This is a genomic window from Sulfitobacter mediterraneus, from assembly GCF_016801775.1.
In the GTDB taxonomy this organism is placed as follows: Bacteria; Pseudomonadota; Alphaproteobacteria; order Rhodobacterales; family Rhodobacteraceae; genus Sulfitobacter; species Sulfitobacter mediterraneus_A.
Window position 1 is genome coordinate 1,503,128 of sequence record NZ_CP069004.1, and the last position, 25,026, is coordinate 1,528,153.

28 protein-coding genes are annotated in these 25,026 nt (G+C 59.0%); 22 read left to right on the top strand and 6 right to left on the bottom strand.

The window, feature by feature from the left end; all coding sequences use genetic code 11:
* Positions 1 to 21 precede the first annotated feature (21 nt).
* Both JNX03_RS07290 and JNX03_RS07295 read left to right on the top strand, forming a co-directional pair.
* The gene (locus tag JNX03_RS07290; protein WP_203211733.1) at positions 22 to 1,425 is read left to right on the top strand and encodes a diguanylate cyclase; all 1,404 of its coding nucleotides are present in this window, start codon (positions 22 to 24) and stop codon (positions 1,423 to 1,425) included.
* Positions 1,426 to 1,512: 87 nt separating this feature from the next.
* Entirely contained in the window at positions 1,513 to 2,439 is a 927-nt protein-coding gene (locus JNX03_RS07295) for a DMT family transporter (RefSeq protein ID WP_203211734.1), read from the top strand.
* On the opposite strand, the gene JNX03_RS07300 is transcribed toward JNX03_RS07295, so the two are convergent.
* Positions 2,372 to 3,064: a thiamine diphosphokinase gene (locus tag JNX03_RS07300; protein ID WP_203211735.1), complete on the bottom strand. Its 693-nt coding sequence runs from the start codon at positions 3,062 to 3,064 to the stop codon at positions 2,372 to 2,374. The two genes, JNX03_RS07295 and JNX03_RS07300, sit on opposite strands and share 68 nt — an antisense overlap.
* Positions 3,065 to 3,205: 141 nt before the next feature.
* Here JNX03_RS07300 and JNX03_RS07305 point away from each other — a divergent pair, with 141 nt between their 5' ends.
* Complete coding sequence (locus tag JNX03_RS07305; RefSeq protein WP_231024293.1) at positions 3,206 to 5,245, top strand: hypothetical protein; 2,040 nt, start codon at positions 3,206 to 3,208, stop codon at positions 5,243 to 5,245.
* Positions 5,246 to 5,315: 70 nt separating this feature from the next.
* Here the strand turns inward: JNX03_RS07305 and JNX03_RS07310 are convergent, their stop codons facing one another.
* A complete protein-coding gene (locus tag JNX03_RS07310; protein WP_203211737.1) occupies positions 5,316 to 5,537 on the bottom strand; it encodes a DUF2842 domain-containing protein in 222 nt (73 codons plus the stop codon).
* A 25-nt stretch (positions 5,538 to 5,562) separates the two neighbouring features.
* The gene (locus JNX03_RS07315; RefSeq protein ID WP_203211738.1) at positions 5,563 to 6,858 is read right to left on the bottom strand and encodes an adenylosuccinate synthase; all 1,296 of its coding nucleotides are present in this window, start codon (positions 6,856 to 6,858) and stop codon (positions 5,563 to 5,565) included.
* A gap of 176 nt (positions 6,859 to 7,034) precedes the next feature.
* Between JNX03_RS07315 and JNX03_RS07320 the strand changes: the two genes are divergently transcribed.
* Complete coding sequence (locus tag JNX03_RS07320; RefSeq protein WP_203212169.1) at positions 7,035 to 7,430, top strand: DUF6524 family protein; 396 nt, start codon at positions 7,035 to 7,037, stop codon at positions 7,428 to 7,430.
* A gap of 11 nt (positions 7,431 to 7,441) precedes the next feature.
* Entirely contained in the window at positions 7,442 to 7,654 is a 213-nt protein-coding gene (locus JNX03_RS07325) for a hypothetical protein (RefSeq protein ID WP_203211739.1), read from the top strand.
* A 17-nt stretch (positions 7,655 to 7,671) separates the two neighbouring features.
* Here JNX03_RS07325 and JNX03_RS07330 read toward each other — a convergent pair whose 3' ends face one another.
* The 3 genes from JNX03_RS07330 to nthA are packed head-to-tail and all read right to left on the bottom strand — an operon-like array spanning position 7,672 to position 9,271.
* On the bottom strand, positions 7,672 to 7,986 hold the full coding sequence (locus tag JNX03_RS07330) for a nitrile hydratase accessory protein (protein WP_203211740.1): 315 nt from the start codon (positions 7,984 to 7,986) through the stop codon (positions 7,672 to 7,674).
* On the bottom strand, positions 7,983 to 8,660 hold the full coding sequence (gene nthB / locus JNX03_RS07335; protein ID WP_203211741.1) for a nitrile hydratase subunit beta: 678 nt from the start codon (positions 8,658 to 8,660) through the stop codon (positions 7,983 to 7,985). The genes JNX03_RS07330 and nthB overlap by 4 nt, the downstream gene beginning before the upstream one ends.
* Complete coding sequence (gene nthA / locus JNX03_RS07340; protein WP_203212170.1) at positions 8,657 to 9,271, bottom strand: nitrile hydratase subunit alpha; 615 nt, start codon at positions 9,269 to 9,271, stop codon at positions 8,657 to 8,659. Before nthA ends, nthB begins: the two co-directional genes overlap by 4 nt.
* 339 nt (positions 9,272 to 9,610) lie before the next feature.
* Here nthA and secG point away from each other — a divergent pair, with 339 nt between their 5' ends.
* From secG to JNX03_RS07425, 17 genes are all read left to right on the top strand, one after another.
* Entirely contained in the window at positions 9,611 to 9,970 is a 360-nt protein-coding gene (gene secG, locus JNX03_RS07345) for a preprotein translocase subunit SecG (protein ID WP_203211742.1), read from the top strand.
* A 178-nt stretch (positions 9,971 to 10,148) separates the two neighbouring features.
* Positions 10,149 to 11,795: a CTP synthase gene (locus JNX03_RS07350; RefSeq protein WP_203211743.1), complete on the top strand. Its 1,647-nt coding sequence runs from the start codon at positions 10,149 to 10,151 to the stop codon at positions 11,793 to 11,795.
* A 34-nt stretch (positions 11,796 to 11,829) separates the two neighbouring features.
* Positions 11,830 to 12,267 carry a hypothetical protein gene (locus JNX03_RS07355; protein ID WP_203211744.1) on the top strand — a complete coding sequence of 146 codons (438 nt, stop codon included), beginning with the start codon at positions 11,830 to 11,832 and terminating at the stop codon, positions 12,265 to 12,267.
* Positions 12,264 to 12,956 carry an HTTM domain-containing protein gene (locus JNX03_RS07360; protein WP_203211745.1) on the top strand — a complete coding sequence of 231 codons (693 nt, stop codon included), beginning with the start codon at positions 12,264 to 12,266 and terminating at the stop codon, positions 12,954 to 12,956. The genes JNX03_RS07355 and JNX03_RS07360 overlap by 4 nt, the downstream gene beginning before the upstream one ends.
* A 45-nt stretch (positions 12,957 to 13,001) precedes the next feature.
* Positions 13,002 to 13,778 (top strand): 23S rRNA (adenine(2030)-N(6))-methyltransferase RlmJ, encoded by a 777-nt coding sequence (rlmJ, locus tag JNX03_RS07365; protein WP_203211746.1) that lies wholly within the window; start codon positions 13,002 to 13,004, stop codon positions 13,776 to 13,778.
* Positions 13,779 to 13,833: 55 nt separating this feature from the next.
* Positions 13,834 to 14,484 (top strand): hypothetical protein, encoded by a 651-nt coding sequence (locus JNX03_RS07370; protein ID WP_203211747.1) that lies wholly within the window; start codon positions 13,834 to 13,836, stop codon positions 14,482 to 14,484.
* Positions 14,485 to 14,493: 9 nt separating this feature from the next.
* Complete coding sequence (locus JNX03_RS07375; RefSeq protein ID WP_203211748.1) at positions 14,494 to 14,931, top strand: TerB family tellurite resistance protein; 438 nt, start codon at positions 14,494 to 14,496, stop codon at positions 14,929 to 14,931.
* 36 nt (positions 14,932 to 14,967) lie between these two features.
* On the top strand, positions 14,968 to 15,411 hold the full coding sequence (locus tag JNX03_RS07380) for a TerB family tellurite resistance protein (RefSeq protein WP_203211749.1): 444 nt from the start codon (positions 14,968 to 14,970) through the stop codon (positions 15,409 to 15,411).
* 117 nt (positions 15,412 to 15,528) lie between these two features.
* Positions 15,529 to 16,305, top strand: coding sequence for an ABC transporter ATP-binding protein (locus JNX03_RS07385; RefSeq protein ID WP_025047650.1), 777 nt, complete (start codon positions 15,529 to 15,531; stop codon positions 16,303 to 16,305).
* A gap of 28 nt (positions 16,306 to 16,333) precedes the next feature.
* Positions 16,334 to 17,062, top strand: a complete 729-nt coding sequence (locus JNX03_RS07390; RefSeq protein ID WP_203211750.1) for a transporter substrate-binding domain-containing protein — start codon at positions 16,334 to 16,336, stop codon at positions 17,060 to 17,062.
* 79 nt (positions 17,063 to 17,141) lie between these two features.
* A complete protein-coding gene (locus tag JNX03_RS07395; protein WP_203212171.1) occupies positions 17,142 to 18,023 on the top strand; it encodes an ABC transporter permease in 882 nt (293 codons plus the stop codon).
* The gene (locus JNX03_RS07400) at positions 18,020 to 18,826 is read left to right on the top strand and encodes an ABC transporter permease (protein WP_203211751.1); all 807 of its coding nucleotides are present in this window, start codon (positions 18,020 to 18,022) and stop codon (positions 18,824 to 18,826) included. The genes JNX03_RS07395 and JNX03_RS07400 overlap by 4 nt, the downstream gene beginning before the upstream one ends.
* A 116-nt stretch (positions 18,827 to 18,942) precedes the next feature.
* The gene (locus JNX03_RS07405) at positions 18,943 to 20,277 is read left to right on the top strand and encodes a glutamine synthetase family protein (RefSeq protein ID WP_203211752.1); all 1,335 of its coding nucleotides are present in this window, start codon (positions 18,943 to 18,945) and stop codon (positions 20,275 to 20,277) included.
* A gap of 9 nt (positions 20,278 to 20,286) precedes the next feature.
* Positions 20,287 to 20,976, top strand: a complete 690-nt coding sequence (locus JNX03_RS07410) for a type 1 glutamine amidotransferase (RefSeq protein WP_203211753.1) — start codon at positions 20,287 to 20,289, stop codon at positions 20,974 to 20,976.
* Positions 20,976 to 22,334 (top strand): glutamine synthetase family protein, encoded by a 1,359-nt coding sequence (locus tag JNX03_RS07415; RefSeq protein WP_203211754.1) that lies wholly within the window; start codon positions 20,976 to 20,978, stop codon positions 22,332 to 22,334. Before JNX03_RS07410 ends, JNX03_RS07415 begins: the two co-directional genes overlap by 1 nt.
* Before the next feature lie 29 nt (positions 22,335 to 22,363).
* On the top strand, positions 22,364 to 23,668 hold the full coding sequence (locus tag JNX03_RS07420; protein ID WP_231024291.1) for an NAD(P)/FAD-dependent oxidoreductase: 1,305 nt from the start codon (positions 22,364 to 22,366) through the stop codon (positions 23,666 to 23,668).
* A gap of 102 nt (positions 23,669 to 23,770) precedes the next feature.
* A complete protein-coding gene (locus JNX03_RS07425; protein ID WP_203211755.1) occupies positions 23,771 to 24,949 on the top strand; it encodes a DegT/DnrJ/EryC1/StrS family aminotransferase in 1,179 nt (392 codons plus the stop codon).
* The last annotated feature ends 77 nt before the right edge of the window (positions 24,950 to 25,026 follow it).

The window sequence follows — 25,026 nt, forward strand, 5'->3', positions numbered from 1 at the left end:
TCATGTCAGAAAGGATGCCGCGTGCAGGGTAAGATCCTCATCGTGGATTCAATTGCCACCAACCGGATCGTGCTGAAGGTCAAGCTGACGGCGGCCTGCTATACGGTTGTGCAGGCGTCCTGTGTGAAAAACGCGCTGACGATGGCCGAAATTCACATGCCGGATCTGGTGATTTGTGCAATGACCCTCTCTGACGGAGAGGCCGCTGACCTCTGCCGGGCGATGGGCCGCAACCCTGTTACCCGGCAGATCTGTGTTCTGGCCCTGCAAGGCTCGGGTGATGCCGCATCGCGGGTGGCCCTGCTCAAGGCCGGTGCGCAGGATGTTCTGCCCAAACCATTGGACGACACATTGCTCCTGGGGCGGGTGCGCAGTCTGCTGCGGGCGCAGAACGCCGATGCAGAATGGCAATTGCGCGAAGACACCAGCCGCGCTTTGGGCCTGGCGGAGCCGGACAATCCTTATGCCGAACAGGGGCGCACGATGTTTGTCTGTGCAAGCCCTGGCACCGCGCACAGTTGGGCCATACAGATGCGGCCCCACTTGAACCAGCAGATCACCCAAGCCGCGCCAGACACCTTGATGCAGACCCTGCAAAAAGGCGCCCCGCCCGATACCTTTGTACTGATCCTGCCCGCTGACCGGGAGCCGGCACAATCGATGTTGCGATGTATCGCTGCGCTGCGGGCCAATGCCCAGACCCGTCATGCCGGCGTTTTGGTCTTGCAAACCAAGCCCGACGCCGAGATCGGTGCCTCTGCGCTGGATCTGGGGGCCGATGATCTGATGACCGCCGGATTTGACCCAGCAGAACTGTCCTTGCGGCTCAAGGCGATGCTGCGCCGCAAGCGCATTGGAGAGCAGATGCGCGCCACCGTGCGCACGGGGCTCAAGGCAGCGGTGAATGATCCACTGACGGGCCTTTATAACCGGCGATATGCCATGCCTTATCTGGCCCAGATGGCCACGCGGGCGCGGGACAATGGCGCGTCTTTTGCGGTGATGATCGCGGATCTGGACCACTTCAAACGGATCAACGATAAATTTGGCCATGCCTCGGGGGATGCGGTTCTGGTGGAAGTTTCGGATCGGCTCAGGGGCTGCCTGCGCAAAACGGATATGGTCGCGCGGATCGGCGGTGAGGAATTTTTGATCGTCACGCCAGCCCCGTCGCTGGCCCAGGCACAAACCGCCGCGCTGCGGGTTTGCGATGCGATATCTTCCAGCCCGGTCAACCTGCCCCCGCCACATGCACCGGTCAGCGTTACGGCCAGCATCGGGATGGCGCTGTGCGATCCGGAACGGCATCCGGCCAAGGACTGCGACGATATCGGCGAGGCCCTGCTCGCGCAGGCAGATAAGGCGCTTTATGCTGCCAAGGGACGCGGACGCAATCAGGTGAAACTCGGACGTCCTGCGGCATAGGATGATCGCAACACATTGAGGAGAGTGATCGCAAGAAATACAACCTAAGCGATTGCAATCTGAGAAACGGCATCCTAACCTACCAAGATGACACAGGACAAACCCCTCATCGGAATCGCGCTTATGCTCGGGTTTTGCGCGGTCGCCCCATTTGGCGACGCCGTGGCCAAGATTCTGGGCACCTCTGTACCTCTGGCCGAGGTCGTTCTCGTCCGGTTTGCAGTGCAGACGCTGATCCTGTTCCCGCTGGTCTGGTCCACGGGCCGCGTATGGCGCATGCGGGGCCGTATCCTTGGGCTGACGGTTTTGCGCACCGTTCTACATATCGTCGGCATCGCCGCGATGTTTACAGCCTTGCAATACCTGCCCTTGGCCGATGCTGTGGCGATTGTCTTTGTCATGCCATTCTTCATGCTGCTGCTCGGAAAATTTGTCCTGAACGAAGAGGTCGGCAGCCGCCGATTGATGGCCTGTATCCTCGGCTTTACCGGCACGCTTTTTGTGGTGCAGCCCAGCTTTGTTAATGTTGGCTGGCCTGCGCTTTTGCCGGTTTTTGTCGCTGCCAATTTTTCTGTTTTTATGCTGGTCACAAGGCAAATCGCCAAAGAGACTGACCCGATCGGATCGCAGGCTGTCAGCGGGTTGATCGCGGTCGCCATCATGGTGCCGGTGATCTGGGCCGGATCCGGGCATGGGCTCAACCCGCTCAATCTGATTCAACCCAACGCTCAGGAATGGGGCCTGCTGATTGCCATCGGCGTTTTGGGAACGGGCGCGCATCTGTTGATGTGTTGGTCCTTGCGCTATGCGCCCTCGACCACGCTGGCCCCGATGCAGTACCTTGAAATTCCGGTCGCGACCTTGCTGGGCTTTGTGTTTTTCAAAGACCTGCCAAATCTCCTGGCCAGCCTTGGCATCGTCATTACCATTATCTCGGGCCTCTACATCATCTACCGCGAGCAGGCCACCGCGCGGCGTCTGGCTGGCAAAGCGCCGCAACCACATCAGGCATAAGCCGACGCGACAGGATCAGCGCCAGACCGGGCTGTTCCATCTGCAACGACATAGGTCCGGTCGCCGCGTTGGAGGTGCCGATTTTTTCCCCCAAGGCAAAGTTCAACCCATCTATCGGCCATTTCAAACCCGCGCTTTGCCCTGCCGCATCGGCCAAAGGGAAAAGCGAGACAACATCTCCTGCCCGTGTTGGCAATGCGATCTTGGGCGGTGCGAGCAAGATCACCTCATCACGGCCCAGCAACACACAGGGGCGGTCCGCAAAAGCCAGCAGCCCGTGAAGCGCAGCAAGTTGATGATCGACCCGTCCGCCCAGAAACCCAGCGCCCAAAATCACCGGCGCATCAATCCGCGCCAGCGCCTTTTCAAAATCGGTGGTGTCTTGCTCATCGATCCGGTGCAATCGCGCGGGTGGGATCTGGCCCAGAACCGCGCTCGGCGCACTGTCAAAATCCCCCAACACCGCTTCCGGCATGATCCCCGCCTCTAATGCCAGGACCACACCGCCATCAGCCGCCACACAAATCGGCGCAATACTTAATGCTTCTTTAAGATCAACTGTGTTTGCCTCTCCACCACCTATGAGGGTGATTGCGGCAGAACTGTGTATAATAGGGTCAATCATGGCAGATTACCTTGGTTTTGGGAAACTGGACACAATCTCGCCTTGAAATGATACGGTGGTTGGCACAGATTCGGGCCGCTTTGGTCTTGGATATCGTGGTAAACGGTAACCTGCAAAACCGCAGAGGACGAGCATCCGATGATGAGTAATAACAAAATTCTAACGGTTTCCTACGGCACTTTCTCGTGCACGTTGGAAGGTTTCGAAGATTCATTTGGCACCATGAAGGCGATTGCGGAGTATTTCCGCGATCTTGCTTCTGATGACCGATACTTTGGCGCCGAACCGCCGCAGCCCGATGCAGAGATGTTGGCGCGGATCGCCCAAAGGGAAATGACGCGCCGCGTTGAGGCCCGCGAACAGGACGGCAAGATCGTACTGAGCGCCCATGAGCAAAGCGAAACCGCACCGGCCCACGCTGCTGCGATTGCCGCACCGGCCGCCGCCGTTGTTGCCGCCGCCCCTGACGTGCAATTGCCGCAGGATGACCAGGCCGCTGCGCAAGCTCCGGTGGTCATCTCGACCTCCGCACCCGCAGTCATCGCTGAGGCGCAGCCCGCCCTAGAACAGCCAGCCCCCGCAGCCGAAGACACGCCCGAGGACACGCCGGACATTGTGCCCGGTCAGCCGGATGCCGAGGTTGAGGCCTTCTTTGCCGATGCGGACCACGCGGGTGCCAACGACACATTCGAAGATCAAGAGACACTTTCCCCATCTGCCCCTGTGGCGGCTTCTGCTCGGGTTGCCACGGTCGCGGCGGCGGTATCGGAGGGCGCAGAAGCGTCTGACGTACTGCCCACAGAAGAGATTTCCTCTGCCTCTGTGACACCAAAGGAAGACAGCATTGCCGCAAAGCTTCAGCGCATCCGCGCCGTTGTTGCGCAGAACGAAGTTGCCGACGAGGACACCGATTTCCTTGAGGACGAACACGCCGATGCCGCGCAAGCCGATACGGCCGCGCCGGCCGCCCAAGATGATGATGAGGTGGATTCCATCCTCAGCGCCCTGAGCAGCAAAGACATCGACGACGCCAGTTTCGAAGACGAGGCAGCCGAGGTTGAAACTGCGCAGGATACTGCGGAAGATGACGCCGAAGAGGATGATTTGGCCGCAAGCCTGAGCAATCTCTTTGACGAAGAAGACGTAAAGCCCGCTGATGAGGATGCTTTGGCAGATCTGGCCGCACTGGCCGATGAAGACGATGCAAAAGCTGAAAAAGCGCCAGCCGCACGGGTGATCAAGGTCAACCGGGCCGAGCTGGAAGCCGCCCTGAAAGACAGCGAACTGGACGCCGGTGAAACGGCAGAAGAGGCCGCCGAGGATGTATCCGCGCTGGACCAGATCGCACCGTCAAAGACCGATGCAACGGCGTTGACGCCGGAAGACGAAGAAGATCTGGTTGCAGAGCTCTCCTCGCTTGAGGCGGAGTTGGAAGAAGACACCGCCGCGCCAGAGATCGCAGAAAAGGCACCTGCCGCCCCGACAGCGGCCCGGCGTATTCTGCCATCCATTGATGAGGATGATCAAAGCTCTGACGTCAACCGTTTGCTGGCCGAAACCGATCAGCAGATGGACGAACCGGAAAGCGCAACGCGCCGCGATGCCTTTGCCCATTTGCGTGCCGCAGTGGCCGCGAAAAAGGCCGATGTCGCGATGGGCCAGCCAGAGACCGAGGACGAGAACGACAACGCTTACCGCAGTGATCTGGCCGAAGTGGTGCGTCCGCGCCGACCCAGCCCTGAAGGCCGCACCAAGCGCCCAGGCGGCAGCCGCCCTGCGCCACTTAAACTGGTCGCGGAACAGCGTATCGACGTCGCCCGCCCCACATCCGAGGGCCCCGTGCGCCCGCGCCGTGTTGCGGCGGTGGCAGATCCGGTTGAAACCCCCGATGGCGACAGCTTTGCCGATTACGCCGCCGAAATGGGCGCAACGAAGCTGCCCGAACTGCTCGAAGCGGCGGCAGCCTATATGTCCTTTGTTGAGGGTCGCAAACAATTCTCGCGTCCACAGCTGATGACCAAGGTGCGTCAGGTCAGCGCCGAAGACGGGTTCAGCCGCGAAGATGGTCTGCGCTCCTTTGGACAGTTGCTGCGCTCTGGCAAAATCGAAAAGATCAAAGGGGGCCGGTTCACGGTATCTGATGATATCGGTTACCGCCCCGGCGAACGCGCAGCAGGCTAACCTGTTGACACTAAAAACAAGAAAAGGCGGCCCCAGTGGCCGCCTTTTTCATTTTCGGAATATGTCCGGTCTATTTGTCCTGATCCGGATCGGCCTGACCGATCCCAATAAATACAAACTTGAAGGGCAAGATCCAGACAATGCCAAGCCCGACATAGATGCCCAGTTCCAAAAGGATCGACGGACGCTCAAACTGGTTCACCGCCCAGACCGCGCAAGCGATATAGACCGGCAATCCCACCAGCAGGATCACCAATGACCAACGTCTGCGTGCCTTGTAGCTGAGTGCCATGTGATGCCCTTTCGTACCGCTGTGATCAGTCTGCAAATGGATCAGTGACCAGGATCGTATCTTCCCGCTCCGGTGAGGTGGAAACTAGCGCGACCGGGCAATCAATCAACTCTTCCACGCGGCGCACATATTTGATAGCCTCGGCAGGCAGATCCGCCCAGGATCGCGCGCCTTCGGTGGATTGAGACCAGCCGGGCATCTCTTCGTAAACCGGCACGCAGCGGGCCTGTTCTTCGGCAGCGGTGGGCAGATAGTCCAGCCGCCGACCGTCCAGATCATAGCCAACACAGATCTTCAGGGTTTCGAACCCGTCCAGCACGTCCAGTTTGGTCAGGCAGATGCCGGTGATGCCAGAGGTCGCACAGGTTTGGCGCAGCAACGCTGCATCGAACCAGCCACAGCGGCGTTGCCGCCCGGTGGTGGTGCCGAACTCATGGCCGCGCTCGCCCAAGCGCTGGCCATCCGCGTCCTTCAGCTCTGTCGGGAACGGGCCTTCGCCCACGCGGGTTGTATAGGCCTTCACGATGCCCAGCACATAATCAATAGCGGTCGGGCCAAGGCCCACGCCGGTCGCAGCCTGCCCCGCAATCACGTTGGAGGAGGTCACAAAAGGATAGGTGCCAAAATCGATATCCAGCAAGGCGCCCTGCGCCCCTTCGAACAGGATCCGTTTACCCGCCTTGCGTTTCTCGGCCAATACCTTCCAGACCGGCGCTGCGAAAGGCAGAATTTTTGGTGCAATGTCTTGCAGTTGCGCAATCAGGGCGTCGCGGTCGATGGCCGCGATCCCCAACCCTTTGCGCAGCGGGTCATGATGCTGCAAGGCACGGTCGACGCGGGCCTCTAGTGTCGCGGCATCCGCCAGATCGGCAACACGAATGGCACGGCGGCCAACCTTGTCCTCGTAGCACGGTCCGATCCCGCGGCCGGTGGTCCCGATCTTGGTCCCTTTGCTGGCCGCCTCTTCGCGCGCGCGATCCAGTTCACCGTGAAACGGCAGGATCAGCGGCGTGTTTTCGGCAATCATAAGGCTTTCGGGATTGATCGTCACGCCCTGCGCTTCGATGGTCTTGATTTCGTTCAGCAGGTGCCAGGGATCCAACACCACACCATTGCCGATCACCGACAATTTGCCACCGCGCACCACGCCCGAGGGCAACGCGTGCAGCTTAAAAACCTCACCATCAATCACCAGGGTATGGCCGGCGTTGTGACCACCCTGGAACCGCGCGATCACGTCGGCGCGTTCAGACAGCCAATCGACAATCTTGCCTTTTCCTTCGTCACCCCATTGGGCACCGACAACAACTACGTTGGCCATGATGATCTTCCTTCTAGACAACCCGCGCCCGTATAGCGGCAGCAGGCGGGCGGCGAAACTGGAAAATCCGCCATGCTGCGTTTTGCCTCAAATGAATGCCCAGTGCCCGGCTTTCCCGCACTGGACTTTGCCACCGCCTCGGCGGTAGTTTTGGCGAAAAGAAAGAGGGCCGTAAAATGGGCTTTGTCCTGCGCTGGATCTGTGCATTTGGTCTGCTCGCCGCGACCTTCAACCCGACCGAGTATAACTACGCCACTTGGGTGCGTGATTTCGGGCGGGAAAATCTGTCTGTTGCGGTGCTTTTGGGGCTGCTTTTGATGATTGGCTATATCATCTATCTGCGGGCCACTTTGCGATCTATCGGCGGTTTTGGTATGATGCTTGTGCTGGCCGTTGTCTCGGCCTCGCTTTGGGTGCTTTATGATTTCAAGGTGCTACGCCTCGACAATGCCAGCGCAAATGTCTGGCTGGCACTGGCCGCACTCAGCCTTGTTTTGGGCATCGGCCTGAGTTGGAGCCATGTGCGGCGCAACCTGTCCGGACAGGCCGATATGGACGATGTGGACAACTGAAAGGAACGGCAATGCGCAAGACGGCCCGGACAAGTGAGAGCTTTGAAAAGTTCTATTACAAACAGGTTGCTACCGGTGAGGGCTGCGGCTGCGCCGAGCGGATCATCGACGTGCATGAATTCAACCGTCTGGCCGGTTCGTCCAAGCGGATCGGCAGCTTGCTCCCCCAAAAAGGCGCATGGCGGCGGTTTCTGCGTAAAGCGGGCCTATACAGCCGAGATTGAAGCATTGGATCCGGCGGTCAATCGGCCAGATGCACCGGCGCCCCGTGCGGCGTTGACAGATAGGCCGCCTCCCATGCATTGCGCAGGTCGGCCACATCCGCGGGGGCGGCCATACCGATCTCGGCCAGATAGCCCTCAAGTGTTTCCAGCCAAGCGGTAAAGTAATCCTCACCGCCGTTCAGCTCTTTGTCCAAGCCATGCCGCGCCAGCGTTGCGCCAAAGCGTTCCGCCCAATCGGCCCAGGCGAAATGCCCCGCCTCATTCAAATGTACGGTCAGAGCAAAGACCTGCGCATGCCAAGGCGCTTCAAAGGCCGGTTCAGGCGCGCTCATGCCTCCGGCTCCAGATAGCTTTGCCACAGGTCCAGAACCACCTCATCGTGTGGATGCTCGGGGTGCGACCACAGCTCGGACGCGGGGAACACCACAGCATAAAGCGGCTCTGCCGCATCTCCCAACCGGTGCGCCGAACTGTCCGGCAACACATGAGTTCCATGCAGGCGAAGGATCCGGCCCCGCGCACCAGCGGCATAGGTCGGCAGGCGCGTATGCCCGCCATCAACCAGCGTATTGGCGGCGATCTTGCGTGTGACAACCACGTCGCCCACTTCGAACTGCGGCGCGGTGTTGCTGGGCCGATCGGCAGGGCCGCCCTTGGCCAGAACCCCCGCCACCTGATCGGCGGTCAGTTTCTTGTCGGCCAGTGGGCTGGGCGCGGGATCGGCTTGTCCGGACAACTCTTCGCGGGTCACAACGCCGGTTTCGACCAGAAGGTTGGCCAGGCCAGAAATCCATTTCTCATAGTAAGAGAACCGCGCATAGTCCGTCGGGGCCAGACATTCCCGCGCGTGGCGGGAAACGTCGATGTTCCATTTGCCAAGCGATCCAGCAGCCAGCGTCACGGCCAACGCCCGCGCATGCCAATCGGTGTGGAACACTTCGTCTTCCGGCTCGGGCGTAATCGTGCCATCGCCATACCGCCCGCCCATGTCATGCACCCGGCTCATGGGGCACTCGCCAATGCTGTGCCGATCATGCTGTCTCGGCTGATCAGGGTCATCAGCGCCTCTTCGTCCATGCCCTCTGTGCCTGCGGGCCTTTGCGGGATCACCAGATAACGGACCTCGGCGGTGGAATCCCAGACGCGCACCGCGGTCTCGCTGGGCAAGGTCACGCCAAAATCAGCCAAAACCTTGCGCGGCTCGCGCACAACGCGGGCGCGGTAGGCATCTGATTTGTACCACCCCGGCGGAATACCCAAAAGCGGCCAGGGATAGCAACTGCACAGGGTGCAAACGACAATGTTATGCTGGGTCTCGGTGTTTTCCACCGCGACCATGTGTTCGCCCTGCCGCCCGTAAAACCCGAGATCCGAAACCACCTTTGTCGCATCTTCCAGCAGGGCCGCACGGAACGCCGGATCAAGCCAGGCACGGGCCACCACGCGGGCACCATTGCGCGGGCCAATGCGGTTTTCATAAGTGTCGATGATTTCATCCAGCGCGGCGAGATCAATCAATCCCTTGCGGGTCAAAAGGGTCTCCAACGCCTTGACCCGAAGGGCAGGATCAGAAGGCAAAAGCGCATGCGGGTCGTCGTGAGAATGATCATGAGGCATGGCGCGAGACTGCAACAGCGCACTGACCTTGTCCATGACCGGCGGAACAATTTAATCCGTTTACAATTCAACCCGCGAAATCGGCCGTTTTTTGTGGTATGGTTGTCCTACGAAGCGAGTCTGATCCACCTCAATTCCAGGATAACCCTTCTAACAAGGCGTGGTAGAGCACCGCTTCAACAGACCGCCGCCCCCATGCGGCGGTCTTTGTTATGCGGCGCAGCCGCGACACCCCGCCCTTTAGACCGCAAAGAATGGCGCACAAAGCCGATCCCGACTTGCCCCGCGCCGCAAAGACGCCTAGATACCCGCAAACGAAATTCGAAAGCGCCCGTCTCCATGGAAAATGTCGTTCTGATCGTTCACCTGCTTTTGGCCTTTGGCCTGATTGCCGTTGTGTTGCTGCAACGCTCTGAAGGGGGCGGTCTTGGCATGGGTGGCGGCGGCGGTGCCGTTTCAGGCCGGGCAGCGGCCACTGCGCTTGGCAAATTGACCTGGCTTTTGGGCGCCGGTTTTATCGTCACGTCGATCTCTTTGACCGTGATCGTGGCGCAAAAATCCTCCGGTGCATCGGTTCTGGATCGTCTGAGCGCAACGCCGCCAGCCGTGACCGACACCGAAACGGGCCTGCCTGCCGGTGAAAGCCTGCTGCCACCAACCGCCGATGACAATGCACCTTTGGTGCCAGCGGCGGACTGAACGAAAAACACTAAACATTGAGGCAATGCCGTTTTTCGCAACATCATGTTGCGGCTTGGCCTTGCCTTGAGCATCCGAATCCTGTTAGGCTTAAATCCCGTGGTGCTGCGTTATTTCGCAGCGCAGTTTGGTGTTTTTGGTCAAACACAAATACGAATTCACGGGGGTCTCAGGACATATGGCGCGATATATCTTCATCACCGGCGGTGTGGTTTCCAGCCTTGGCAAAGGTTTGGCATCGGCGGCTTTGGGGGCGCTGTTGCAAGCGCGGGGATTTTCGGTCCGGCTGCGCAAACTTGATCCCTACCTGAACGTCGATCCCGGCACGATGTCGCCCTTTGAACATGGCGAAGTGTTCGTGACCGATGACGGGGCCGAAACAGACCTCGATCTGGGCCATTACGAACGCTTCACCGGCGTGCCCGCCCGCAAAACCGATTCCGTTTCCTCGGGCCGCATCTATTCCAACGTGTTGGAAAAGGAACGCCGCGGCGATTATTTGGGCAAAACCATCCAGGTGGTTCCGCATGTCACCAATGAAATCAAAGAGTTCCTCGCCATTGGCGAAGACGAAGTTGATTTTATGCTCTGTGAGATCGGCGGCACCGTCGGCGATATCGAAGGCCTGCCCTTCTTTGAAGCGATCCGCCAGTTTTCCCACGACAAGCCGCGCGGGCAGTGCATCTTTATGCATCTGACCCTGCTGCCCTACCTGGCCGCCAGTGGCGAGCTGAAGACCAAGCCGACCCAGCACAGCGTGAAGGAATTGCAATCCATCGGCATTGCGCCCGACATTCTGGTCTGCCGCTCCGAACAGCCGATCCCGCAGAAGGAACGCGAGAAAATCGCGCTGTTCTGTAACGTGCGCCGCGAAGCCGTCGTGGCGGCCTATGACCTTAAATCCATCTACGAAGCGCCGCTGGCCTACCATGCGCAGGGTCTCGATCAGGCGGTTCTGGATGCCTTTGACATCTCCCCCGCCCCGCGTCCCGATCTGGCCGTTTGGCATGATGTTTATGACCGCATTCAAAATCCCGAAGGCGACGTGCGCGTGGCGATTGTCGGCAAATACACCCAGCTTGAAGACGCCTATAAGTCTATCGCCGAGGCTTTGACCCACGGCGGCATGGCCAACCGCGTCAAGGTCAAGGTGGAATGGGTCGATGCCGAAGTGTTCGACAAGGCCGAAGATGTGAGCTCCCACCTCGAAGGGTTCCATGCGATCCTTGTGCCCGGTGGATTTGGCGAGCGCGGCACCGAAGGCAAAATCAAAGCGGCGCAATATGCCCGCGAACACAAAGTGCCCTATCTGGGCATCTGTCTGGGCATGCAAATGGCCGTGATCGAAGCGGCACGGAACGTGGCAGGTGTCAGCGCGGCGGGCTCCGAAGAGTTTGACCATGAGGCAGGCAAGAAACGGTTTGAACCTGTGGTCTACCACCTCAAGGAATGGGTTCAGGGCAACCACAAAGTCGAGCGCAAGGTCGGCGATGACAAAGGTGGCACCATGCGTCTGGGCGCCTATGATGCGACCCTCACAGAGGGATCTAAAGTGGCGCAGGCCTATGGCACCACCGCCATTGATGAGCGTCACCGCCACCGCTATGAGGTTGATATCGCTTACAAAGACAAGCTCGAAGAGGCCGGCCTCAAATTCTCCGGCATGTCCCCCGATGGCAAACTGCCCGAGATTGTCGAATGGCAGGATCACCCTTGGTTCATCGGAGTACAGTTCCATCCCGAACTGAAATCCAAACCCTTTGACCCGCATCCCCTGTTCAAGGACTTTGTCCGCGCGGCCAAAGAAATGTCACGGCTGGTTTAACGCTGCTGAAAATTGCAGGTGTTAAGTTACCAGGATGGTGCGTCTTTTCTTCCTGCTTTTGCCGGGTTTGATCCCGTCTTGGGAATTTTTCAAAGCAATTGAACCCTCGCCACGGGTGCAGTGGCGCTTGTTTGCTGCCCCTCTAGAAGATGGCGAAGGCTGGAACGAATTTCGGCCTCGGCCACAAAATCTGTCCCTGCTGACCATTCTGCGGCGCTTGATCTGGAACCCGCGCTGGAACGATTCTCTTTACCTAGTAAGCTTGTCGGAACGGCTGATGTTGAACCCGAACCAGCATAGTGTGGATGAGATCTTTGACAGGTTGAACTTCTATATTTCTGCGCCGGATACAGCGGGCGATAGCCCTTTGATGCTGCAATTCCGCCTGATCTTTGTGCGCCGCGAGGGGGAACAGATCACCGAAAACATCACCTATATGTCAGAGCCGCGCATCTATCGGGGCCGCACATGACGCTCGACACCGCCTTTCGCGCCACCGAAGTGCTGATCGCGCTGGCTTTCCTTCAACAAAGCGCCGAATTCATGCTGCGCAGCGGGGTGGAACGGGCGATCTTTGCCATCCGTATCGTGGCCTGCCTTGCCCTGCTCTTTGGCGCCCAAGCCGAACTGGCATTGCTGGTTCTTGTGGTGATCAGCCTGTGGATGCTGCATCGGTTTCAGGGCCCCTATAACGGTGGCAGCGACCGGATGAGCCTGCTGATCCTGTGGTGCCTGACCCTTGCGCAATGGATGCCGAGCCTGTTCTGGCAAGAGGTGATCTTTGGCTATCTCGCCTTTCAGCTGACGTTGTCCTATTTCATCTCCGGGCGGGTCAAGATCGTGAACCCTGAATGGCGCTCCGGCCGGGCGCTGCGGGATGTGTTTGCCTTTTCCGCCTATCCGGTCAGTGAAAACCTGCGCAAACTCGCGGCGCGTCCGCGCCTGCTTTGGACTGCGTCTTGGGCGGTTATCCTGTTTGAAGTGGTCTTTCCACTGGCCCTGCTGGATCAGACCCTGTTGATTGCCGCGCTGTGCATCGGGGCAAGCTTCCATTTGTCGAATGCGATTTTCTTTGGGTTGAACCGCTTTGTCTGGATCTGGATCGCCGCCTACCCGTCGCTCTTGTGGTTTCAGGACAGGGTTATTGGCGATGTTTTCTGATCCGCACCCTATTGCGCCGCTGCTTCAAACCGCTACACGGATCAGATGCTGAGCTATCAACACATCTATCACGCAGGCAATCTGGCGGACGTGCAAAAACACGCACTGCTGGCCTGGATGCTGGTCTATCTGACCCGCAAGGACAAACCCCTCACCTATATGGAAACCCATTCTGGCCGGGCGCTCTATGATTTGACGGATGACGCCGCGCTCAAGACCGGTGAGGCGGCGCAAGGGGTTGAAAAGGTTCAAGGATGGTTTGCGACAGATCATCCCTATGCAGAAGTTCTGGCGCAAACCCGCGCCACCCATGGACCCGCTGCCTACCCCGGATCGCCAATGATCGCCGCGCAGCTGTTGCGGACACAGGACAGGATCCATCTGGCCGAATTGCACCCCCAAGAACACAGCGGGCTTGATCTGGCCATGTCACCCTATCCGGCGAAATGCTATTTGCAGGACGGGTTCCAGATGGCCTTTGCCCTGACCCCACCGACCCCGCGCCGTGGGCTGCTGTTGATTGATCCCAGCTATGAGATCAAAACCGACTATCAGGATATTCCCAAACAGATCGGCAAACTTGCCCGCGCGTGGAACGTCGGGATTATCGCGCTGTGGTATCCGATCCTGACCAATAAGGCGCATCTGCCGATGCTGCAAATGCTGGGCCAAGCGCACCCTGACGCCCTGCGATCAGAGGTCCGGTTTCCCCCCGCACGCCCCGGCCACGGGATGGTGGGTTCGGGCCTGTTTGTGATCAACCCGCCCTATGGTCTGGCCGATGAGGCCAAGCGCCTTGCGGCCCTCTTCGCCAAACTGTGATGACGGCGCACAACTAAAACGATACGCATCTCGAAAAATATGCTAGGCTTTCGGGATGACACGTCTCGGCGCAATTCTTCTGGCCTTGATGCCCCATGCCGCATTGGCCTGCGGCGCGCCGGTATGTCTGGTGGATCCAGACGGTTTGGTCCTGCCGCAAATCATCACTTTTGACGATATTCAGGCCGGTGGTGGGCCGGGTTTTCGGGTCGATGATATCCTGCCCCTGCCCGGCGCAACCTTTGGCGAACGCTTTGCCGGCCAGATTGTCGAGAATGTCGGCACCCATGACCAGATCGCCGGCACCGCTTTTGCCCCCCTCACGATGATGCCCGGCGATGCGGGGCAAAACCTTTCAGTGGTGCGGTTTGGCGGCACGACCGTGCTCAACGGTTATGGCGCGGCGGGCTACCCCAAGCGCGAGGCGCAGGGCGAAGGCGCAATTGCGGTTTTGTTCGACGAGGACCAATCCGCCTTTGCCTTCGATCTGCGTGGCGGCGAGGCTGGCGTTGCAATGGTCTCGTTCCACCGCCGAGATGGCACGTTGATCGGCACAGTTCCCATTGACCCGACCGGCGAATTTTCCGTCGGGTTCATCCGCAATCGCGGCCCCGATGACATTGCAGGCTTTATTGTGACAAATACTGACCCGCAGGGGCTTGCCATTGACACTTTACGCTTTGGAAAACCACCCAACCTCAGCTAATAACGGCTTATGTTTGAACGTCTCTTCCCGCGCCGTGCGCCCGAACCGAAACCCCTGCCTCAACCCAACGCCCAGCTTGCCCTCGGCGCGTTGCTGGTGCGCGTGGCCTTTGCCGACAAGGAATACAAAGCCGCCGAAATCGGCCAGATCGACCGTATCCTTGCGCAATCCTTCGGGCTGAACCCGATTGAAGCGGCCAAGCTGCGTGCCACCTGCGAAGCGCTGGAACGCGACGCCCCCGGCACGCCCGAATTTGCGGCGATCCTGCGCGAAGAGGTGGATTACGCCGACCGCAAGGCGCTGGGTGATGCGATGTGGTCTGTGGCTCTGGCCGATGGCGACCGTGACGATGCCGAGGAAGAGCAGCTCTCGCAGATCGAAGCTGCCCTGGGATTGACCGATATCGACATTCAAGCCGCCCGGGAAAACGCCCTGCGTTCGATCTGACTTGGCCTGCGCGGTCAGGCGTCCTATATCGCACCCATGTTTGCAGATTTTATAAAACGGCTGACCCAGCCTGATCCCGCCCCGCTGCCAGATGATGACGCACGCCTCGCGCTGACTGCGCTCTTGGTGCGAATCGCACGGTCCGACAACGATTATGCCGCCAGCGAATCCCGCCGGATCGACCAGATCGTGATGCAGCGCTATGGGCTGGATGCTGATGCGGCCCGTGCCCTGCGCAACGACGCCGAAACCCTTGAGACCGAAGCGCCGGACACCGTCCGCTTTACCCGCGCCATCAAAGACGCGGTCGCCTATGAGAACAGGCTGGCCGTGATTGAGGCACTTTGGCAGGTGGTTTTGGCCGATGGCAACCGCTCTGACGAGGAAAACGCGCTGCTGCGTCTGGTGGCCAGCCTGCTGGGAATCACCGACAAGGACAGCGCAATGGCCCGAAAACGCATCGAAAACACGCCAAACTAACCGGTTTCAGGGCGGAATGTGATCGAAACGGCCCGCAGGCAAAGCTCTGCGTTGCATTTGTTTTGGTTTTGGCTCTTTATGACCTACCGAAACGCCTAAAAAAGAGACACGCCCCACGTGAACACACAAACGCCGGTCATCCAAATCAACAACCTCCACAAGGCTTATGGCGCATTGGAGGTTCTCAAAGGGGTGAGTATCACCGCCGAGCGCGGCCATGTGATTTCGCTGATCGGCTCGTCCGGTTCGGGCAAATCGACCCTGCTGCGGTGCTGTAACTTGCTTGAGGACAGCCAACAGGGCGAAGTGATCTTCAAGGGCGAGCCCGTCGCGTGGAAAGGCACCGGCCATGGCCGCCGCCCCGCCGATGCCAAACAGGTGCTGCGCATCCGCACCAACCTGTCGATGGTGTTTCAGCAGTTTAACCTCTGGGCGCATATGTCGATCTTGCAGAACGTGATGGAAGCGCCGTTGACGGTGCTGGGCCGTGACCGCGCCGAGGTGGAAAAATCCGCCCGCGCCTATCTCGACAAGGTTGGCATTGGCGACAAATGTGATGTCTATCCGGCGCAATTGTCGGGCGGCCAGCAACAACGCGCGGCGATTGCACGGGCGCTCTGCATGGAGCCTGAGGCGCTGCTTTTTGATGAACCGACCTCGGCCCTTGACCCCGAGCTGGAACAGGAAGTTGTCAAAGTGATCAAGGATCTGGCCGCCGAAGGCCGTACCATGATGATTGTGACCCATGATATGAAACTGGCCGCGGATGTGTCGGACACGGTGGTGTTCCTGCATCAGGGCCTGATCGAAGAACAAGGGGCGCCGGAGGCTGTTTTTGGCGCACCCAAATCCGAACGACTGCGCGGGTTCCTTTCGGCGACCCAACCTTCGTAAACTAAAAAAACCAAACGGGAGACTACTCATGAAAAAGATTATCCTCGCTACGGCAGCGCTGGCGCTCACCGGCACGATGGCTTTCGCAGAAGGCAAAACCATCCGCATGGGCACCGAAGGCGCCTACCCTCCGTACAACTATCTCAATGATGACGGCAAAATTGACGGCTTTGAAATCGAGCTGGGCAATGAGCTGTGCAAACGCGCTGAGCTGACGTGCGAATGGGTCACAAACGAGTGGGACAGCATCATCCCCAACCTCGTCTCAAGCAACTATGACACCATCATGGCCGGCATGAGCATCACCGATGAGCGCGACGAAGTCATTGATTTCACTCAGGACTATTTCCCGCCCACCGCCTCTGCCTATGTTGCAGCTTCCGAGGGTGCGGATCTGGAATCCGGTGTGGTTGCCGCACAGACATCCACAATTCAGGCCGGTCACATTGCGGCAAGCGGCGCTCAGCTGGTTGAATTTGCAACGCCGGAAGAAACCGTGGCCGCCGTGCGCAAGGGCGAAGCAGACGCCGTGTTCGCGGACAAAGACTACCTCGCGCCGCTGGTCGAAGCCTCCGGCGGTGAGCTGATGTTTGTTGGGCCAGACGTTCCATTGGGCGGCGGCATCGGCATGGGCCTGCGCGAAAGCGACACCGAGCTGAAAACAAAGTTCGACGCAGCGATCACCGCAATGAAAGCGGATGGTTCGCTGAACGCCATGTTGAAAAAATGGTTCGGCGACGAAACCGCGACTTACTAAACCAATCAGGGGGAGGGCATCGCGCCCTCCCCTTACCTTTTGATATAACACAACTTCTACAGCATCCACAGGTGCCACCATTTTCGAATATTGCGCAGACCCCAGCCAGCTAGAAGGCTTTCGCTGGCTCAGTTGCTACCTGACCACGGGCAAGCATATGTCATTGTATTGGTCCGTCGTGACCGTGCTGACACTTTTGGCGATCACCGCACCTGTTGCGCTTGCCTTTGGATTTGCCGGGGCCTCTGCGGCGCGGTCATCGTTCTTTCCGCTGCGCTGGTTTGGCAAGACCTATATCGCGCTGGTGCGCGGAGTGCCCGACATCGCATTTTTCCTGTTCTTTGTAATCGCACTTGATCAGGCCATTGAATATCTGCGCCACAAGGTGCTCTGCCCCGATTGGGAGGAACCCATTCGGCAGGGCAATGATTTTGTGGTCTGTCAGGCCGCAAAAATGCCGCTGAGCAGTGCGCCGCAATGGGTGCACGAAAGCTATGGTTTCGGCATTGCGGTTGTGACCTTTGCCATCGTGTTTGGCGCTTTTGCTGCCAACGTTCTGTTCGGCGCCATGCGGGCCGTGCCTCGCGCCCAGCTTGAAACCGCCGAGGCTTACGGGATGTCACAGCGCCAGACGTTCTGGCGCGTGTTGGTGCCGCAAATGTGGGTTTTTGCCCTGCCCGGCCTCAGCAACCTCTGGATGGTTTTGATCAAAGCCACACCGCTGCTGTTCCTTTTGGGTGTTGAGGACATCGTCTATTGGGCGCGGGAATTGGGCGGTTCCAAGACCCCCCGCTTTACCGACTATCCCCATGGCGACTGGCGCATGTGGTACTTCCTTGCGCTATTGGTCTTTTACTTGCTGTTCACTCGGTTCTCCGAAATCGTGCTTGACCGGATCATGGCACGCCTCACCCATGGACAGGCAACCACCGGCGGCGAAGCACAAAGGAAAGCGGCATGAGCTGTTGGCAGACAATTCAGGATTACGGCCTGCGCTCCCTTGGGATTGGTGAACGGCTTTTGCCGCGTGACAATTTCACTCTGTGCGATCAGTTCACGCTGATCGGATCGGGCATGATCTGGAACATCTATTTTGGTATTTTTGCCCTTGTCAGCGGCTTTTTCTTTGCCACCCTGGTGGCCCTCGGAAAGGCCAGCCCGAACCCCTGGCTGCGCAAACCGTCCGAGTGGTTTATCTTCCTGTTTCGCGGCTCGCCGCTGTTTATCCAGTTCTTTTTCGGGTATTTTTTCTTTCTCACGCTGAAAAGCCACTTTGCCTTCTTCAACCCCTTCACTGCCGCGTGGCTGGGCGCGTTGATTGTATTGTTCCTCAACACCGCCGCTTATTCCGGCGAGATTTTTTATGGCGCGTTGCAATCCATCCCCAAGGGCGATGTCGAGGCCGCCGATGCCTATGGTCTGTCTGGTTGGAACCGCTTCCGCAGGGTGATCTGGCCCACGATGCTGCGCCTTGCTTGGCCGGCCTACACCAATGAGGCTATCTTTCTGTTCCATGCCACAACGCTGGTGTTTTTCAGTGGCTTCCCGGCATGGCAGCAGCGCGGTGACGCGCTTTATTACGCCAGCTATTTTGCCGACAAAACCTTTAACCCATTTGTCCCCTATCCGATCCTTGCGGGCTATTTCATCTTGCTGACGATCATCGTGATTTCGATCTTTGGTGTGATCAATGCGCGGCTGAACCGGCATTTGCCGCAAGCAGCAAAACGCAAAATTCGCTTGCGTCCCAATCTGATCCGGTAGTATCCAGAATTTGATCAAATTATCCGGCGCGTGGGCGGCGGGTGCCTTTTGGACCGTGATGTAGCCCATCACGCCCGAACAGAGCGGCGTATGCCCACCGCCTTTTCAGGTGTGTTATGAACAATTGGCTCCGCAAACATCCTCAAGTCCGCACAATCCGTGTGGCTGCCGCTGATCTCAATGGCCAGCCGCGCGGCAAACGTATTCCCACCCGCTTTGCCGATAAGGTCACAACCGAAGGCACCCGTTTTCCTTTCTCGGTCCTCAGCCTTGATATCTGGGGCGAAGACATCGACGACAGCCCACTGGTGTTTGAAACCGGCGACCGTGATGGCGTTCTCAAACCGACTGAGCGTGGCTTTATGCCGATGCCATGGCTCGATGCGCCCTCCGCCCTGCTGCCGATCTGGATGTTTCATGAGGATGGCCGCCCCTATGGCGGTGATCCGCGCCATGCTTTGCGGGCGGTTCTGGACCGGTTCAAGGCACGCGGTCTCACCCCGGTGTGCGCGGTCGAGCTTGAGTTTTTCCTGATCGACGATTCGGGTCGCAACCTGCAAATCCCGATCTCTCCGCGCTCTGGCAAGCGGCGCAAGGCGGCAGAGACCCTGTCGATTCGTGCACTGGATCAGTTTGATGCCTTCTTTACCGATCTCTACGACGCCTGTGAGGAAATGGACATTCCTGCCGACACCGCGATCAGTGAGGCGGGTCTGGGCCAGTTCGAGATCAACCTGATGCATTGCGATGATGCGTTGCGGGCGGCGGATGACGCCTGGCTGTTCAAGATGCTGGTCAAAGGTCTGGCCCGGCGCCATGGCTTTGCCGCGTCTTTCATGGCCAAACCTTACGAAGATTATCCCGGCTCTGGCCTGCACACACATTTTTCGGTGCTTGATCAGGACGGCAACAATGTCTTTGACAACGGCGGCGATGAAGGCACGGATATGATGCGCCACGCCGTTGCGGGCTGTATGCAGGCGATGCCCGGCTCCGCACTTGTCTTTGCACCCCATGCCAACAGTTTTGACCGGATGGTGCCGGGCAGCCACGCGCCCACGGGCGTCAGCTGGGCCTATGAGAACCGCACCTCCTCCATCCGCATCCCGTCGGGCAATCACAAGGCGCGCCGGATCGAGCACCGCGTGTCGGGCGGCGACGTGAATCCCTATCTGATGCTGGCGGCCGTCCTTGGTGCGGCGATCAATGGCATCGATGACGGCCTTGAGCCGCCCGCACCGATCACCGGGAACGCCTATGCCGCCGATCTGCCGCAAATCCCCGGCGACTGGTCTTCGGCCATTGATCTGTTTGAAAAAGACCCCGCCGTAGCGCGGATTTTTGCGCCTGAGTTGATCCGCAACTTTGTCCTGACCAAGCGGCAGGAGGTCCACTATATGGCCGAGCTGACCCCGCAAGAGCAGGTCGAAATTTACCTCGATACCGTGTAAGGCAGGAACATGAAGATTGGTATTCTACAGGCCGGTCATTCACCGGATGAGCTGAAAGACGAACTGGGCAACTATGGCGAAATGTTTCCCAAGTTGCTGGCTGGGCACGGCTTTGATTTCGAGGTCTGGTCTGTCGTGGACGGTGTTTTCCCCGACAGTCTGGATCAAGCCGATGGCTGGCTGATCACCGGATCCAAGCACGGCGCCTATGAAGATCACGATTGGATTGCGCCGCTCGAAGAATTCATCCGCGAAAGCTATGCCGCCCACCGCCCGATGGTTGGCATCTGCTTTGGCCATCAGGTGATCGCACAGGCATTGGGTGGCAAGGTTGAGAAATTCGATGGCGGCTGGTCTGTTGGCCGCACCGAATATGACATCGACGGGCGCAGGCTGGCACTGAACGCATGGCATCAGGATCAGGTCACAGCCCTGCCTGAAGGTGCAGAAGTGATCGGCTCCACCGACTTTTGCAAAAACGCGGCGCTGGTCTACGATGACCGGATCTGGACCATTCAACCGCACCCCGAATTTGGCCATGCCTTCATAGACGGGCTGATCAAGACACGGGGCAAAGGGGTTGTGCCGGACGACCAACTTGCCGCCGCCGCAAAAGAACTTGGGGCGCCCCTGCACAATCAGGACATCGCTGACCAAATCGCGACATTCTTCAAGACCAAGCAGAAAGAGAGGGCCTGATGGCCGACTGGACCCAAAACCTTCCAAAAGCCGCAGCGGAATATCTGACCGACCGGCGTCTTGATGAAGTGGAATGTGTGATCCCCGACCTGCCCGGCATCGCCCGAGGCAAGGCTGTCCCGGCCAGCAAATTTGCGCGGCAGGAATACTTTCACCTTCCCGACAGCATTTTCTACCAAACCATCACTGGCAATTGGGGCGAAGCCGCAGGAGATGAAGGTTTCATCGAAAAGGACATGATCCTCAAGCCCGACATGGAGACCGCAACCGCGGCGCCCTGGACCGGGGATTGGACCTTGCAAGTGATCCACGACGCCTATGATCGCGATGACAATCCGGTGCCCTTCTCGCCCCGGAACGTCCTCAAACGGGTGGTACAACTTTATCGAGACAAGGGCTGGGAGCCGGTTGTGGCCCCCGAGATGGAATTCTTCCTCGTGGCCCGCAACCTTGATCCGGCCCAGGAAATCAAACCGATGATTGGCCGCTCTGGCCGCCCCGCCGCTGCGCGGCAGGCCTATTCGATGACCGCCGTGGACGAATTTGGCCCCGTCATCGACGACATTTACGATTTTGCCGAGGCGCAGGGATTTGAAATCGACGGCATCACACAAGAAGGCGGCGCAGGCCAGCTCGAGATCAACCTGCTGCACGGCGATCCGGTGAAACTGGCCGATGAGGTGTTCTATTTCAAACGTCTGATCCGCGAAGCGGCCCTGCGCCACGATTGTTATGCCACCTTTATGGCCAAACCCATCGAGGATGAACCGGGATCAGCCATGCATATTCACCATTCGGTGTTGGATACAAAGACCGGCAAGAACATTTTTTCCGCCGAAGACGGATCTGAAACGCCTGCCTTTATGCACTTCATCGCGGGGCTGCAAAACCACATGCCAGATGCGCTGGCAGTGATTGCGCCCTATGTGAACAGCTATCGGCGTTATGTCAAAGACCACGCAGCACCAATCAACCTCGAATGGGGGCGCGACAATCGCACCACGGGCATTCGTGTGCCGCTTTCCGGCCCGGCGGCGCGGCGTGTGGAAAACCGCCTCGCCGGCATGGATTGCAACCCCTATCTGGGCATCGCGGCGTCACTCGCCTGCGGATATCTGGGCCTGACCGAGGGCAAAGCCCCGGCGGACGAATTCAAAGGCGATGCCTATGATGGCGATGGCGATATCCCACAGGTTCTCGGCTCTGCCCTTGATCTGTTTGACGAAGCCACCGCGCTGCACAGCGTTCTTGGCACCGAATTCGCCCGCGTCTATTCGATCGTGAAACGCGCCGAATATGACGAGTTCTTGCAGGTCATCTCCCCTTGGGAACGTGAACACCTGCTGATGAACGTCTGACGCCCCCAGACCAACAAAAGGTGACGGAAGTGAACCTGCTTTATGCCAATGACCGGCGCGGCGCGTATCCAGACAGCTGGTACGCCGCGACCGCCACGCCGATGGATCGCTTTCCCACCTTGAAGGGGGCGCAAAAGGCGGACGTCTGTGTGATTGGCGGCGGCTATACCGGATTGTCTGCCGCCCTGCACTTGGCCCAGGCGGGCCGTGACGTGATTCTGATCGATGCCCAGCGGGTCGGCTTTGGCGCATCAGGGCGCAATGGCGGGCAATTGGGCAGCGGCCAGCGGGTCGAGCAAGACGCGCTGGAAAAGATGCTGGGCGATCCCCATGCCGCGACCCTGTGGCAAATGGGGGAAGAGGCCAAGGATCTGGTCAAGAGCTTGATCAGAAAACACGATATCGACTGCCACCTAAAGCCCGGCGTGGCCTGGACAGCCTCGGACAAGGGCGATCTGAAGCATCTGCACGCCTATGCGGACCATCTGCAAAGCCGCTATGGTTATGACCAGATCGAAACGCTGGATCACACGGCATTGCAGTCGGTCTGCCCCTCACCGGATTATCTGGGCGGGGTTCTGGACATGGGCGCGGCGCATCTGCACCCGCTGAACTACGCGCTGGGTCTGGCAAAGGCCGCCGCCGCCGCGGGGGTGCGTATCTTCGAAACCAGCCCGGCCCACCACATCACCGAAGGTTGCAAAACCACTGTTCAAACCGACGCAGGCCGGATCGAGGCCGACCACGTGATCCTTGCCTGCAACGGCTATCTTGGCGGGCTGAACCGCAAAGTGGCGGCGCGGGTGATGCCGATCAACAATTTCATCGCCGCCACCGCCCCCTTGGGGAGTGGCATCAAGGACGTGCTGCCCCGCGACGTGGCCGTGGCCGACAGCCGCTTTGTCGTCAACTATTTCCGTCTGTCCCACGATGGCAGGCTGCTGTTTGGTGGTGGCGAAAGCTATGGCTATCGCTTCCCCACAGACATCGCGGCCAAAGTCCGCAAACCCATGACCGAGATTTTTCCGCATCTCAAGGACATCCCCATCGATTACGCCTGGGGCGGTACGCTGGGCATCACCATGAAACGCCTGCCCTATGTGGCACGGGTGGCCCCCAACATCCTGTCTGCCTCCGGCTATTCCGGCCACGGCGTCGGCACGGCAACCCACGCAGGCGCGTTGATGGCCCGCGCGATTCAAGGCGACAGCGACGGCTTTGACACAATGGCTGCGATCCCGACCCGCCCCTTCCCCGGCGGCGCGGCGCTGCGCAACCCGCTGCTGGTGCTCGCCATGACCTGGTATTCCCTGCGCGACCGGTTGGGCATCTGATCAAACCCCAACTAGCGTTCAACAGGGCGGCTTCGCTTGGCCCTTGGTCTGTTCCCGCAATTGTTTTACAAATTCGAAAACAACAATTCGGATTCTTGAAATATGTCACTGCCCGACCTGCACCAGGCCGAAGCCATCCCAACAGCTGCCCAAAACGATCTGAACCGTATTCTGCAAGACGGCGATCTGTTCCGCTATACCGCCACATCGGACGCTCCGGTGTCCCTGCTGGAACGGGATTTTGCGCAAATGATGGGCAGCACCTATGCGCTTGCGGTCTCGTCCTGCTCTGCGGCGCTGTTTCTGTCTCTCAAGGCGCTGGACCTGCCGGCAGAGGCCCGTGTGCTGATCCCCGGCTTCACCTTTGCCGCAGTGCCCTCCGCAGTGATCCATGCCGGATGCCGCCCCGTGCTGTGTGAGGTTGCCGACAATTACCGCATCAATGTCGACGATTTTGCGGAAAAACTCCCCTCAGTTCAGGCGGTGATTATCAGCCACATGCGCGGCCACACCTCGGACATGGATGCCATCCTGACCCTCTGTGCAGATGCAGATATTCCCGTGATTGAAGATGCCGCACATTCCCTCGGCACCCTTTGGCATGGCCGGAAAATCGGCACCCTGGGCAAAATCGGCTGCTTTTCGTTCCAGTCTTACAAAATGATCAACGCAGGCGAAGGCGGTATTCTGATCACAGACGATGCAGATCTGGTTGCACGGGCGATCATCATGTCCGGCGCCTATGAACACAATTGGAAGAAACATGCTGCCCTGCACTCTGCCTTTGCCCGCTGGCAAAACCAATTGCCGCTCTACAATCTGCGCATGTCAAACCTCGCCGCTGCCGTGATCCGCCCGCAGCTGGCCGAATTGCCCCGCCGTACTGCAGATGGGTTGCGCAACCATGATTACGTCGCCGCCCGGCTGTCGCGCACCGCCCGGATCGACGTGCCCGCGCCGCTGGCGCCCGAAACACGGGCACCCGATTCCATCCAATTCAATCTCATTGGAATGTCAGACAATGCAGTTGCGCAATTTGCCCAAACCGCCGCCGACATGGGCGTCAAGGTTCAGGTCTTCGGGATGTCAGACGACAACGCCCGCGCGTTCTGGAACTGGCAGTTCATCCCCGATCTGCCCGACCTGCCCCAAACCCGCGCTATGCTGATGCGGGCCTGCGACGTGCGCTTACCGGTTCAACTGAGCCTTGATCAATTGGATGCGGTCTGTGCGGTGCTGCTCAAGGCGCTGGACCACGCAACCAAAGAGGCGGCCGCCTGACCCCTGCTTCATTTGGCAAGAAAAACTCAATCCCACCGGTACAACCCGCGCCGCCGGTGCACAGGTGGGCCCAGATC

Coding starts and splice junctions, on each gene's coding strand:
- JNX03_RS07305 (WP_231024293.1), top strand. CDS start 3,206: ATGAGTAATAACAAAATTCTAACGGTTTCCTACGGCACTTTCTCGTGC.
- JNX03_RS07315 (WP_203211738.1), bottom strand. CDS start 6,858: ATGGCCAACGTAGTTGTTGTCGGTGCCCAATGGGGTGACGAAGGAAAA.
- JNX03_RS07415 (WP_203211754.1), top strand. CDS start 20,976: ATGGCCGACTGGACCCAAAACCTTCCAAAAGCCGCAGCGGAATATCTG.
- JNX03_RS07370 (WP_203211747.1), top strand. CDS start 13,834: ATGACACGTCTCGGCGCAATTCTTCTGGCCTTGATGCCCCATGCCGCA.
- JNX03_RS07410 (WP_203211753.1), top strand. CDS start 20,287: ATGAAGATTGGTATTCTACAGGCCGGTCATTCACCGGATGAGCTGAAA.
- JNX03_RS07295 (WP_203211734.1), top strand. CDS start 1,513: ATGACACAGGACAAACCCCTCATCGGAATCGCGCTTATGCTCGGGTTT.
- JNX03_RS07310 (WP_203211737.1), bottom strand. CDS start 5,537: ATGGCACTCAGCTACAAGGCACGCAGACGTTGGTCATTGGTGATCCTG.
- rlmJ (WP_203211746.1), top strand. CDS start 13,002: ATGCTGAGCTATCAACACATCTATCACGCAGGCAATCTGGCGGACGTG.
- secG (WP_203211742.1), top strand. CDS start 9,611: ATGGAAAATGTCGTTCTGATCGTTCACCTGCTTTTGGCCTTTGGCCTG.
- JNX03_RS07330 (WP_203211740.1), bottom strand. CDS start 7,986: ATGAGCGCGCCTGAACCGGCCTTTGAAGCGCCTTGGCATGCGCAGGTC.
- JNX03_RS07400 (WP_203211751.1), top strand. CDS start 18,020: ATGAGCTGTTGGCAGACAATTCAGGATTACGGCCTGCGCTCCCTTGGG.
- JNX03_RS07350 (WP_203211743.1), top strand. CDS start 10,149: ATGGCGCGATATATCTTCATCACCGGCGGTGTGGTTTCCAGCCTTGGC.
- JNX03_RS07405 (WP_203211752.1), top strand. CDS start 18,943: ATGAACAATTGGCTCCGCAAACATCCTCAAGTCCGCACAATCCGTGTG.
- JNX03_RS07390 (WP_203211750.1), top strand. CDS start 16,334: ATGAAAAAGATTATCCTCGCTACGGCAGCGCTGGCGCTCACCGGCACG.
- nthA (WP_203212170.1), bottom strand. CDS start 9,271: ATGCCTCATGATCATTCTCACGACGACCCGCATGCGCTTTTGCCTTCT.
- JNX03_RS07300 (WP_203211735.1), bottom strand. CDS start 3,064: ATGATTGACCCTATTATACACAGTTCTGCCGCAATCACCCTCATAGGT.
- JNX03_RS07375 (WP_203211748.1), top strand. CDS start 14,494: ATGTTTGAACGTCTCTTCCCGCGCCGTGCGCCCGAACCGAAACCCCTG.
- nthB (WP_203211741.1), bottom strand. CDS start 8,660: ATGAGCCGGGTGCATGACATGGGCGGGCGGTATGGCGATGGCACGATT.
- JNX03_RS07325 (WP_203211739.1), top strand. CDS start 7,442: ATGCGCAAGACGGCCCGGACAAGTGAGAGCTTTGAAAAGTTCTATTAC.
- JNX03_RS07425 (WP_203211755.1), top strand. CDS start 23,771: ATGTCACTGCCCGACCTGCACCAGGCCGAAGCCATCCCAACAGCTGCC.
- JNX03_RS07380 (WP_203211749.1), top strand. CDS start 14,968: ATGTTTGCAGATTTTATAAAACGGCTGACCCAGCCTGATCCCGCCCCG.
- JNX03_RS07360 (WP_203211745.1), top strand. CDS start 12,264: ATGACGCTCGACACCGCCTTTCGCGCCACCGAAGTGCTGATCGCGCTG.
- JNX03_RS07320 (WP_203212169.1), top strand. CDS start 7,035: ATGGGCTTTGTCCTGCGCTGGATCTGTGCATTTGGTCTGCTCGCCGCG.
- JNX03_RS07355 (WP_203211744.1), top strand. CDS start 11,830: ATGGTGCGTCTTTTCTTCCTGCTTTTGCCGGGTTTGATCCCGTCTTGG.